This window comes from Desulfolithobacter sp. (genome assembly GCF_054025815.1).
The window spans coordinates 104,353-116,682 of the sequence record NZ_JBPMMS010000014.1; the positions used below are offsets into that span (position 1 = coordinate 104,353).

General features: G+C 54.4%; 9 protein-coding genes and 1 pseudogene. 5 read left to right on the plus strand and 5 right to left on the minus strand.

Features of this window, described 5'->3' with window-relative positions; genetic code table 11:
• Positions 1-32 precede the first annotated feature (32 nt).
• Together ACXJJY_RS04120 and thiC are read right to left on the minus strand one after the other, a co-directional pair.
• Positions 33-404, minus strand: a complete 372-nt coding sequence (locus ACXJJY_RS04120; protein WP_456385439.1) for a hypothetical protein — start codon at positions 402-404, stop codon at positions 33-35.
• A complete protein-coding gene (gene thiC, locus ACXJJY_RS04125; RefSeq protein ID WP_456385449.1) occupies positions 367-1,707 on the minus strand; it encodes a phosphomethylpyrimidine synthase ThiC in 1,341 nt (446 codons plus the stop codon). The genes ACXJJY_RS04120 and thiC overlap by 38 nt, the downstream gene beginning before the upstream one ends.
• 570 nt (positions 1,708-2,277) lie before the next feature.
• Between thiC and ACXJJY_RS04130 the strand changes: the two genes are divergently transcribed.
• From ACXJJY_RS04130 to ACXJJY_RS04150, 5 genes are all read left to right on the plus strand, one after another.
• Positions 2,278-2,616, plus strand: a complete 339-nt coding sequence (locus ACXJJY_RS04130; protein ID WP_456385440.1) for a P-II family nitrogen regulator — start codon at positions 2,278-2,280, stop codon at positions 2,614-2,616.
• 57 nt (positions 2,617-2,673) lie between these two features.
• The gene (locus tag ACXJJY_RS04135) at positions 2,674-4,011 is read left to right on the plus strand and encodes an ammonium transporter (protein ID WP_456385441.1); all 1,338 of its coding nucleotides are present in this window, start codon (positions 2,674-2,676) and stop codon (positions 4,009-4,011) included.
• A 131-nt stretch (positions 4,012-4,142) separates the two neighbouring features.
• The gene (locus ACXJJY_RS04140) at positions 4,143-4,886 is read left to right on the plus strand and encodes a type 1 glutamine amidotransferase (RefSeq protein ID WP_456385442.1); all 744 of its coding nucleotides are present in this window, start codon (positions 4,143-4,145) and stop codon (positions 4,884-4,886) included.
• 11 nt (positions 4,887-4,897) lie between these two features.
• The gene (locus ACXJJY_RS04145; RefSeq protein ID WP_456385443.1) at positions 4,898-6,208 is read left to right on the plus strand and encodes a hypothetical protein; all 1,311 of its coding nucleotides are present in this window, start codon (positions 4,898-4,900) and stop codon (positions 6,206-6,208) included.
• Positions 6,202-7,341 carry a LeuA family protein gene (locus tag ACXJJY_RS04150; protein ID WP_456385444.1) on the plus strand — a complete coding sequence of 380 codons (1,140 nt, stop codon included), beginning with the start codon at positions 6,202-6,204 and terminating at the stop codon, positions 7,339-7,341. Before ACXJJY_RS04145 ends, ACXJJY_RS04150 begins: the two co-directional genes overlap by 7 nt.
• 20 nt (positions 7,342-7,361) lie before the next feature.
• On the opposite strand, the gene ACXJJY_RS04155 is transcribed toward ACXJJY_RS04150, so the two are convergent.
• The 3 genes and pseudogenes from ACXJJY_RS04155 to ACXJJY_RS04165 all read right to left on the minus strand — a co-directional run.
• Positions 7,362-9,350, minus strand: a complete 1,989-nt coding sequence (locus tag ACXJJY_RS04155) for a hypothetical protein (RefSeq protein WP_456385445.1) — start codon at positions 9,348-9,350, stop codon at positions 7,362-7,364.
• 29 nt (positions 9,351-9,379) lie between these two features.
• Positions 9,380-11,152, minus strand: a complete 1,773-nt coding sequence (locus tag ACXJJY_RS04160) for a hypothetical protein (RefSeq protein ID WP_456385446.1) — start codon at positions 11,150-11,152, stop codon at positions 9,380-9,382.
• A gap of 2 nt (positions 11,153-11,154) precedes the next feature.
• Positions 11,155-12,330, minus strand: a pseudogene (locus tag ACXJJY_RS04165) (hypothetical protein); the annotation flags it as partial.

Below are 12,330 nucleotides of genomic sequence, written 5' to 3' on the forward strand. Positions count from 1 at the left end.
GCAGGCTGAAGCTCCCGCCACCGGGTATCGCGTCAGGACCGGCCGAAAAGAAGATAAATAATCACCCCGAGAACCGTGGCCCCGCCAAACAGGACAGGGAGCACCTTGGAGATCTGCAGCTCGTCACCCACCACCAGAGTCTGCATGTAGTCGGTGCCCGATACCCACCAGACCCCGATGATCAGGGCGACAATGATAATATCCCGAAAGGCCTGCTTGTACAGCTCATAGCCGATAAAAAGCACAAACGGGACCAGGAACCAGGGATTGGCGAACAGGGCCCCGGCGTCCACATCCTGTATCTGCTCCGGGATACCGGTGGCCTGAACCAGATCACCTATTTGGGATAAAACTCCTGTAATCAGGTCACTTGCCCGATCCGCAACTGCTCCCGCATCCATCATTTTTCAGCTCCTTTTCAAGGTTGTGCTGGGACCGGTTGAACACCTGGATGGCGCAGTAGGATCCGCACATCGAACAGGTGGGGCCCTTGTCGCTCAAGCCCTCTTCCCGGAACCGCGCCGCCTTTTCCGGATCCACCGACAGCTCAATCTGTCCTTTCCAGTCCAGGGCATTCCGGCGCCGGGCCATTTCATTGTCCAGCTCCATGGCTCCGGGGACCCCCTTTACGATATCCGCTGCATGGGCCGCGATCTTAGAGGCGATCACCCCTTCATGTACATCCTGGATATCGGGCAGCTTCAGATGCTCGGCCGGAGTGACGTAACAGAGATAATCGGCTCCGGCGGCCGCGGCAATGGCCCCGCCTATGGCACCGGTAATATGATCATATCCCGGCGCGATATCGGTGACCAGCGGCCCGAGAACATAGAACGGCGCCCCATGACAGATCTTTTTTTGCAGTAGAACATTGGCCGATACCTGATCCAGCGGCATGTGCCCCGGCCCCTCGATGATCACCTGCACCCCTGCTTCCCAGGCCCGCTGGGTCAATTCGCCCAAATGTATAAGCTCCTGAATCTGGTTGCGGTCGGTGGCATCGGCCAGACAACCGGGCCGGATACCGTCACCCAGGCTCAGCGTCACCTCGTGCTCCTTCAAGATGGCCATCAGGTCATCGAAATGTTCATAAAAAGGATTTTCCTTTTTGTGGTGGCTCATCCACTCAAGCAGAAAGGAACCACCCCGGCTGACCACGCCCATGATCCGTTTTTCCTGCAGAAGGCGCTGCTGGAGGTTACGGGTGATACCGCAGTGGATGGTCATGAAATCGACCCCGTCCATGGCCTGCTTCTCAATGGTCTTGAACATATGGTCGACCGTGACCTCGACGATCTCCCTGTTCTGCTGCTCCACGGTCTCGGCCACGGCCTGATAGATAGGCACTGTGCCCAGCGGCACCGGGCAGTTCTCCAGAATGCCACGCCGAACCGCATCAAGGTCCCCGCCCATGGAGAGATCCATGACCGTATCGGTGCCGGCCTTGACCGAAACCCGCAACTTCTCGAGCTCTGCGTCCAGACTGGCGATATCCCTGGAAGACCCGATATTGGCGTTGACCTTGGTGGACGTTCCCTTGCCGATGGCCATAATTTTATCAAAATTGTGATGCCGGTTTTTCGGAATGGCAATAGTTCCTTCGGCAACCCCCGCCATCAGGATTTCCACATCCATATTCTCGCTGGCGGCACAGGCAACAAAAAGGTCGGTTCTTTTACCGGCCAGGGCATCTTCACGAATACTCATCATTTTTTCTCCAGACGGATTGCAGCTGAGAAGCTATTGGTTACAGGTTCTAAAACACCCTTGGAAGGACATGCCCCAGGGGCACCTGAAGGTTACATAAAAGGCTGTGGTACCAGGGACAGGGACAGGCATGAAATCACCATATAGACCGGTGGCTTGCTTTCCACCAAAAGGGTACATGCAGGCTCCTTCCCACCGGCTCCTGAACGCGGAAAGGGAGCCAGTATATAGAAATTCAGGACGAAGATACCAGCGGAAACAAAGAGATGTCAATGGTAAACCTGGAACCGCACCGCAGACAAAAGATCCACTGACCCCGCGCCCCCTCCCTTTCCCGGACAAATTTTACAATTTTGTTTTATTAATCTTAATAGCGCCACATATATGTAAAAGGTATCTCTGGGTCAAAGAGTGGCCATCCATCAAGCCATATTTTTATACATGTATTATCAGACTGTTAGACAAATATCACCCACGAAAACACCGGATGGCACATTCCTTGATAATGAGAAGACCAGAAAGCAGGTTTTGATTTTACACCTTATACAAATACAAAAAAGGAGAAACACCATGAAGAAAATTGAAGCAATCATCAAGCCTTTCAAGCTCGATGACCTCAAGGAGGCCCTGCACGAGCTTGGCGTTCAGGGCATGACCGTGGTTGAAGTCAAAGGCTTTGGCCGGCAGAAGGGCCACACGGAGATCTATCGCGGGGCCGAGTACGTCGTGGATTTCATTCCCAAGATCAAGGTGGAAGTTACGGTAACCACTGACCTGGTGGACAGGGTTGTGGAGACCATCACCCAGGCTGTACGGACAGGGAAAATAGGTGATGGCAAGATCTTTGTCCTGCCGGTGGAAAAAGTTGTCCGCATCCGTACAGGTGAGACCAACGAGGATGCACTGTAAACAAAAAAAACACCGGTTTGACCGGGTTAAGAAAATCCATTTCAGGGAGACATACCAATGAAAAACAAAATGATTCCACTACTACTACTGCTGGCACTTTCTGGTGTCACTGCTTCGGCATTCGGGGCCGAAGAAACAGTAAAGATCACCGTTGAAGGAAATGCGGCCGCGGTCGAAGCGGTACAGACCAACCTCAACTATGTCTGGACCCTGGTCGCTGCCGCTCTGGTCTTTTTCATGCAGGCCGGCTTTGCCATGGTCGAATCGGGCTTCACCCGTGCCAAGAGTGCCGTGAATATCATGATGAAGAATCTGCTCGACTTCTCCATGGGATCCCTGGCGTTCTGGGCAATTGGTTTCGGCCTGATGTTCGGGGCCACCAAAACCGGATGGTTCGGTACCACTGATTTTTTCCTCTCCGGATGGACCGGACCGGACGGAGACCCCTGGGTTCTGGCCTTCTGGATGTTCCAGTGTGTATTTGCAGCCACAGCTGCCACCATTGTTTCAGGTGCGGTTGCCGAGCGTACCAAATTCACCGGCTACCTGGTCTATTCCTTCGTGGTCTGCGCCTTTATTTACCCGATTTTCGGTTCCTGGGCCTGGGGTTCGCTGCTCAATGGCAACGGATGGCTGGAAGGCAAGGGGTTCATTGATTTTGCCGGTTCAACAGTGGTCCATTCCATTGGCGGCTGGTGCGCCCTGGCCGGCGCTATCGTCCTTGGACCACGGAAAGGCAAATATGGCCCCAAAGGCGAGATTCGCGCTATCCCGGGCCACAACATACCCCTGGCTGCCATCGGCGTATTCATCCTCTGGCTGGGCTGGTTCGGCTTCAACCCCGGTTCCACCACAACCGGCGACACCTCCATCGCCATGATCTTTGTCAACACCAACCTGGCCGCGGCTGCAGGTGTTGTCGCAGCCATGACGATCTCCTGGATCATGTTCAAAAAACCTGATGTGGGCATGAGCCTCAACGGTGCTTTGGCCGGCCTGGTAGGCATAACCGCCGGATGTGCCAACGTCAGCCCGACCAGTTCCATCATCATCGGCCTGATTGCCGGTGTTCTCGTGGTCCTCTCGGTCGTGACCCTGGACCGGCTCCACATCGATGATCCGGTCGGCGCGGTATCTGTCCACGGGGTCTGCGGGGCCTGGGGCACACTGGCTGCAGGACTCTTCAACATGGAGGGTGTAACCACTGCCATCATCACCACCCAGCTGATCGGCATCGTCGCTGCCTTTGTCTGGGCCTTTGGCACCGCGTTCATCCTCTTCAAAGCCATTGACAAGACCATTGGCCTGAGGATCTCCGAAGAAGACGAACTGCTTGGTGTGGACATCGTCGAACACGGCGCCCACGCATACAACGACTTCCAGACCACAAACTGATCACCCGGCCACACCAGACCATACCGGCCCTGATCGCAGGGCCGGTTTCCCCTCCCCCGTGGCTGCTTCTGTACTCCCCTTATTTTTGCTCCTCCACACAGAAGCAGCCATTTTTCTGATGGAGAAAAACCATGGCCCTTTGTTTCCTCGTTCTGCAGCATGTTCCCTGGGAGCCACCGGGACTTCTGCTTCTGCAAGGAGCCAGACAACTCGGCATCAAACTGCAGGTCGTCAGAATGTGGGAGCAGACCCCACCGGACCCGGCCCACTTTGACGCCCTCATTCTGCTCGGTGGCCCGGATGACGAAACCCGTGAGCAACACTACCCGTTTCTCGGCCTGGAGCGACGCTATCTCATGGCCTGGCTGTCCCTGGACAGACCCTGTCTTGGTTTTGGACTTGGCCACCATCTCATAGCCCAGGCGGCAGGAGCGACCATTGCCCCCAACTTTCTGCCCGGTGCCGGTTTCGTGGAAGGGCACCTGACCCACGATGGCCGTAACCATCCGCTGTTCGCGGGTATCGATACCCCGTTACCACTTTTCAAATATCACAGCCAGTCCATACAGACACCGGTGCCATCCGACATGCTTTTGCTGGCCACCTCGAGCCAGTGCGTGGTAGAGGCGTTCTGCATAAAAGGCCGGGCCCATATCATCGGCCTGCAGTTCGATAACCATGCCGCCCATCCAGTCGACATGGAACACCGGTTACAACATCGGGACCCGACGCGTCCCGCTTTACCTTCCCGGAAAAACAGGATAGTATCCCTGCTTGACGAAGCCATACGCCACCAGCGCACCCTGGCAGACGATTTTTTCCGAATCCTGAAAAATTTTTCCGGCCTGGTCACCAGCTGGTACCAGACAACCTGACCTGCAGTACCATGAGTATACTCAACCGCAAATCGATCTTCACCACCATGCTCCAGGAAGGACCCTTCGCCATCACGGAGGAGCCACCCCTGCATCACCCCTTTTCCAGGGAAACCAAAGCCTGGGTCCGGGAACTTCGCAGCGATCAGCTGCTCAAAACAAAGTACCGGGCGGTGCGCAACCAGATTTTCGACTTTCTGGGGATCAACTCTTTTGACGAAATTTTTGCCCTGATCCACAACCGCAGCCTGCGCGTCCGTAACGGAGCCAGGGCCCAGAAACTGCTGGGCAACATGTTTGGCATCGACGGAAGTTCCGGTGAAATCAACCGCTACCTGCGCGACTACGCCCGCACGGCCGATGACGTCATCAACTCCCTCCGGGCCAAGGTCCTGGCACCTTACAGCTCGCACATCGAGATGACCAACGAGATCGAGACCACCAACGATCCGGTGGAACTGCTTCTGATCATCTTTGATGACCGGTTCCACCGCAAGGCCCGTTTCGAGGCCAAACGCAAGCTCATGCTCATGGGCCTGGCCGGCTCCATCGACCAGCGGGAAAGGGAAACCGAGATAGAGGAACAGTTTGCCCGCTTTCTTGATTTCCTCAATGATTATGTCTGGAGCCCAAGCCTCAAGATAGGTGACCTCAAGATAAGCTACCTCCACAGCCATCACGCCAAGGATGATTTTTCGTGTACCGATGTACGGGTGATCTCCGAGGAAGAGGCCGCCGGTCTTGTCCTCGAACCAGGCGAAAAACTGACCCTTATCAAACGCAGACGCTTCCGCACCGGTAACAGGGAGGTCCCGATCTACGTGACCATTCGCAAGAAACCGCCCGCTGCAAAGGTGCTGAAACTACTGCGAAAAAACGAAAAAAATCCGGCTGCCGCCGTGGATGATGAGCTGGGTCTCATGGCGGTATTGAACTCTATCGGCGACGTTAAACTGTTTCTCCGCCACCTGACCCGCAGTGCGGTCCGGGCCAATTCGTTCATGACCCTGGAAGACATCTCGGACACCCTGACCGGAGGCGACTATGGAGGCACGGCCACAGGCAGTTCAACCAAGACGCCGATGCTCAAATTTTTTGCCCGGCTGGGAGGCATACGGGTGGAATTCATCATCCACACCAATCGCTCCTACCTCAACTACTGCTATCAACGCGACGTGGCCCACGATGAATACGAAGTAAAGAGGATCATCGACTCCGGGGTGGCTGAATTTCTCTTCCCCTTCGACATCTACCACCTGGACATGGCCACCATACGTGAACAGCAAATCCGCCGTTTCAGAAAACAGATCGAGGAATGCTGAGGACAACCTGCCGGATAACCAGGCCGTCACGGACACTGTCCTGGTTCCAGGGTGTCGTCGACTCGACCCTGCGCGAGGGCGAACAGACCCCCGGGGTGCACTTTTCCCCAGACCAGCGCCTTGCGATCGTCTGCCAGCTGGCAAAGGTCGGGATCGAGGAGATCGAACTTGGCATCGCCTCGGCCAGGAACACCGATCTTCCAGGATTCATCGGCCGGGTCAGAGAGCGCATCGGCCGACAGGGCCGCCTGGCTCTCTGGTGCCGCTGCCGCCGGGAGGATATCGACTTCGCCGCGATCTGCGCCCCAGACGTTCTTTCCCTCTCCATTCCCGCCTCGGACCTCCATATAAAGGAGCGGTTGCAAAAAGACCGGTCCTGGATTCTCAGAACCCTTGATGAATCCATCGCAAGGGCCCTCAAGAACGGAGTACCATTCGTTTCCGTCGGTCTCGAGGATGCCACCCGGGCCGACGAGACATTTCTGTATAAGCTGGTACAGGTTGCGCAACAGAGCGGGGCCCAAAGGATCCGCCTGGCCGACACCGTGGGTATCTGTTCCCCGGCCGGGATCGCCGACCTGGTCCGGAAGATCGGAAAAACGAGCAGCCTGGCCCTGGGCGTCCATACCCACAACGACTTTGGCATGGCCACTGCCAACGCCATAGCTGCCCTGGAAGCCGGGGCATCCTGGATCGACGCCACGGTACTGGGCCTTGGTGAACGAGCAGGAAACTGCCGGCTTGAAGAAGCCATCGGTTTTCTCAGCCTGCAGAAAGGTCTCAAACGCTATCGCACCATCGAGCTTCGCCCCCTCTGCATGCTGGTCAGCAGAGCCGCCGGCGCCACCATCTCCCCGGATCACCCTGTGGTCGGCGAAGAAATCTTCACCTGTGAAACCGGCCTTCACCTGCACGGTCTGGCCAGAAATCCAGTCATGTACGAACCCTATGATCCGGTCATGGTCGGCGCCCGGCGGGACCTGCGCTTCGGGCGCAAGATCGGACGCCGTGCCCTTGCCAGCCATCTCCAGACCCTTGGCCGCCAGATGGACGACAATGAACTCGAAGAGTTGCTCCACCAGTTGCGCAGCGGCGCTATCGACCTGCCAACAACCCGGAAACCATGCAAGTGATCACTGGCGATCACCGGTTATCAGAAAACGCTCCTTATCTTGTCCACCATCTCGGCTGAGGGTGAGCAGTACACATAGGCCCCATCCATGGTCGACCATTCTCCCGTCATCTTTCCAAGTTTTTTGTGATGCAGGACCAGCCTGTACTGGATCTGTCCATCATTGCGGTCATGATAAATGGTCTTGGACGCGACCGGATCACCGATGGCAGGAGACAGGGCCAGCCCCTTCCGGTCATGATACACCTTGTTGAATCGCTTGTATTTCAGCTCCACACTCACCCTGGCTATACCAAGATCAGCAAGCTCTTCCAGATCCGCCTCTGCCTCCACGACCATTGGGGTCACCGGAGCGGCCAAGGTAACAGCCATCAGCTCTCCAGTCCGCCAACCTGGAGCGTCCGGAAAAATGTACCCTCCCCTGATGCTCCACTGCACCGCATACTGGTAGCTCTGGGCATCGTCTCCCATGCGGGCGTAGGTGAGAGTCGCTGTCTGCCCGTTCTGTTCCAGGTACTTCCTGTCAATGGTCACCTCATCTATGAAGGGACGCTGTCCCTCTCGGGGGACCCGCACCTGGATGGTGGCATAGTTGACCACATTCTTGAATATGTCATAGGTCTCGTTGTCTATGACAAAACGCATCTCCCTGCGCTGGAAAAAGGGATCATCCAGGTTTACCTCAGCTACCAGCTTTGGATCATTCTTGAACTTCTTGTACCACCCCCCGACATTCCCGGTCATGGAAAAATACTCATACCGGGCAATGCTCTTTTTGAGCCAGAGGGTCTGCTTGGATTTTCTGGTGATATCCTTCCGCTTGAGCATGGTATAGGTGTACTTCCTGGCAGATGCAGCCTCTCTGCGCCTGACATCCTCCCTGTTCTTGGCATCCTTGCCACTATCTTCATTCCCTGCTGTTTCCTCAGATGGTGGAGTCCCAAAACGCCTCTGCATATCAAAGAAAGATTCCAACACCAGCTTATAAAGACCGCTCTCCACAACCTCTTTGTCTGCCTCAGGCACATGCTGGTTATATTCAAAGGTGACCACTCCACTCTCCTTGAGAAAATCAACAAAATTGCGCTGTTCCTTCTCTGTCAGGCTGACCACCTCATTCTTGGAGCTTACATTGAAGATACTATACCATTTGGGATTCCAGTAATATTTACGCTTGGTCTTCTTCTCTCGGGTATGGGTATATTCCTCCTGAATAGTGTTAAAGGTTTCATAATCTATTGTAACCTTGATATCATAAGCCGGGAGCTTGACCACATACTTGAGATCAAACACCACAGAAATATCCGATGTAGGCATTTCCAGGCTCTTGGCCAGCAAGGTAGCCCCGTAAGAATCCAGTCTGGCAGCCGCTGCCACCTTCTGCCCCTCCATGACAGGGGCTTTGCCGCTGGTTACCAGGTTTGATGTAAAACCTCCCTTGTCGTTCAGGACAGCAGAGACGATGTAGAAACTGTTGCCTTCAGCCTCCACCTCCAGGGGTACGGCTCCTTTGAGCACAGCGCCTGGTACCATCTTCCGCAGGGCCATCTTCAATTCCTGCTTCTCTTTTGGAGTCAGCCCATATTCCGCCAAAAAGTGGATTATTGCCCCGTCAACCCCGCCTGCCTCCCTGGTCTTGTCTGTAACGAACCGGATCAGTGAAAATTTCGGCACCCCGTCCGGCCCCCTTGCAACCCTTGGACTGGTGGGAAGATAGTAATAATTTTTTGATGGACGATTTGGATCATTGGTGGCAGCAGGAAAACAGCGCACAACATTGCCATTCTTCAGGGTGATGTCTATGTGTTTGCCATACTGAATCCCACCAATTTCCTTTACAGCATCCCTGGAAGGCACAGTTGGCACCTTCTGTATCAGGGTTTTGTCTATCTTTGCGGGTTTCAACTTACCGATATCAAACTTCGGTGCTGCTGAAGAGTGTTTGGGACAGATGAAGCAGATGAACAGAAGCAAAAAGATAAAACTGAAAAGGCGGATCCTTCTTGTCATAACCTTCCTCCTATTATTAACCAGCCGTTCTATTGCTGTTCAGGTGGTATCAATACCAGGTATGATCCATCCAACGCCTGCCATTCTCCCTGAACCGGGTTGCCCCTGGCAGGATACCAGTTGACCCTGTACTCCACAGGATTACCCGGATCGTGGAAAAGGACCGCCCTGTTTATGGATTCCGCATCAGAGGCGCGCATCACTGCTATCCGCTGCCTTTTTTCCCGGCCAAAGACCTTGTACCTTGCCTCCAGCATGGCACTGCGGATTCCGGCGTCCTGAAAAAGGAACCGGTCAGCATCCACCTCAAGATCCAGCCGGTTCAGGGGCGGAGCCAGGGTAATGATAGGGTCGCTTGAAGAAATCCACTCATCCTCATCCTTTGGTACCTTTATCTTGTGGCGTCCCTGGATACTCCAGGTCACCCGGTAGCCATAGTTGAGCCACTGATCCGTGTCTTCACCCAGACGTGGATACCGCCAGGACTTGGTGAGCTCTCCCTTCCGTATATCTTCACGGGTGAAAATTATCTCCCCGGTGGCGACCGGATGCCGGGCATATCTCTTCCTGACAGTAACACCGGCAAAATTCATTATACCCTCGAATGCACCGGAATACTCACCATCTATGCGAAAATATATATCCCTCTTCTGAAAGGCAGGATCTGCCAGATTCACCACCCTGAACATCTCCGGATTGTCCTTGAAGACCTTATAGAGCCCTGAGATGTTGCCAGAGGTGTTCACCGGCACCCTGATCACTGCGCGTCGGGTAAGATTGATGCTGAAGACAGCACGGTTGATATCCTCGCGCTTTTTCAGCACATACTGGTTATCGGTATAGTATTTCTGATCACCTGTGGAAGTGAAGAGCCTGGCAAGCCATCCCTTTTTCTGCCTTCCCTTTATCTGGCCCGGCTCCACTGCCTTCTCCTTTTCCGGAATGGCAGTAAAGCCGGTCTTCTGGTCGAAAATTATCTCCGTCAGTTTTGCGCTCACCATATCCACCAGGGACTGCATGGCCTTGTTGGCCTTGTCCTCAGGAAGACGGTCCAGCACCTCTATCTCTATGGTCCCGTTACGCACCAGCTCATCGAATATATCCCTCAACTGCCTTCGAGTATATTCCTGCTGGACATTTCTGACCTGGGAGAAGTGTTTATAGACAGTGTTGATATCTGCATGGATCCGTGCCCGGAATGATGGCAGCACCGCCTCGTAATATGCGCTGATGGCAACGGAAACGTCAGAGGTGGGCTTGGTCAGGGAGTCCCAGAGCAGGGTGGCACCCTGTGGAGACAGCACTGCTGCTACTGCAGCCTTTGAGCCAGGGGATACAGGGGCCTTGCCACTGGTTATCAGCCGTGAGGTAAAACCCTTTTCAGTCAAAGTGGCGGAGACTATGCGAAATCCGCCATCCTCCTGGAGCAGGGGTACTGCACCTCTTAATTTGGCCCGGCCATCCACCTTTTTCAGCTCCTCCTCAAGGGCCTCCAGCTCATCTTGAGGAAGGGTGAATGCAACAAGCATGTGGAGCAGACCGCCGCTGGTATCCCCCTTGGGATCAACAAACTTGACCATGGTTATCTCAAGGCCGCCATCCTTACGGGTGGCCACCCTGGGATAAGGGGGCAGATAGTAATAGCTATGGGGATCTGACGCATCCTGAAGAAGACGGATACCATTTATCTCAAGCTGTCCGGACTCGTAGTTTACCAGGGCATCTGCCTGGCTATGGATCAACAATGAGACAGAAACGAAACAGAGTACAAAAAATATGAAACCTGGAGCTTTTCTATCCATTTCTACACCTCCTGACCTGGAAGCTCATCCCAGTAGAGGATGTTTCCTTTCACCGGTACGGCCTGGGATTCCACACGTTTGCCACCCTTCAGAAACCAGGTTATCCGGGCTGTAGCAGTCTCTCCCTCCAGCTCTTCGGGAAAATCCACGATCATGGAAGGTGCTGTGCCACGGTTTCTTACTGTAACGGTTGTGGTGAGCTCCTTGCCATTCACCCGGCTGGTTATGGATACCACTGCATGGCGCACTCCTGCCCTGGAAAGGGTGGCGCCCTGCCCCTCAATTGAGATGGTGCGGTAACGGAAAGGTGGCTGAAGGGCCAGCATGGATGAGCTGGTGGTAAGCCACGGAGAACGGATCTCAACACCACCATGAAAGGACCAGAGGACCTTGTAGTGATAGTTCAGCCACTCCTGCCTGTCATCATCCCCTTTCCAGCCATATATCATGGTAAAGAGATTGCCCTTTTTACTGAAGGACTCAGGGGTGATGACCACCTCATCGGTTGTAAGCTTGCCGGACTGATGCCTCTTTCTCATCTGTACCGTAACGAAATTGATATGCCTGCTGAAGGTGCCGAAGTCCTGTCCATCCAGTGAAACCAGTATCTCACGCTGCTTGAAGACAGGATCATCTATATTCACTGCCCTGAACACCTTGGGATCATGCCCCCACATGGCGTAGAGATTGCCTATATTCTCTGCCATGGCAAAGGCCTGGGTCTCAGTGCGGTAATGGTTCATGTGATAGACCATCTTGCCGCTCCTCTTGATCTTCCTGAGCCTGTAACTGGCTACCAGTGAAAATCCGGGCTTGCCGGGTTTGCGGGACTTGATAACCCGTTTAATTCTCTTCTTGGGCCTTTTTTTCTTTTCGCTGTTTTTGGCATGGAGCTCTTTTCTTTTTCCGGGCTCATCCTTGACAGAGGGCTTTCCGCCCTTCTTTTTGACAACCTTTTTTTCCTTTTTTCCCTTTCCTTCCTTACCGGCTGCTGCAGCGGATTTTTCTCCGGACTTTTTCTTGCCTGTTCCAGCGGTCTGCACCTCTCCACTGCCGCTCCCGCCAGGTTTGCCGGTGCCATCTTTCATAATTGGCAGAGTTGGCAGCCCCTGGCCCTTTTCTGAATCTGCCGATTCACTGCCCCCCATCTTTCTGACAAGGAAGGTCTGGCGGCTCTC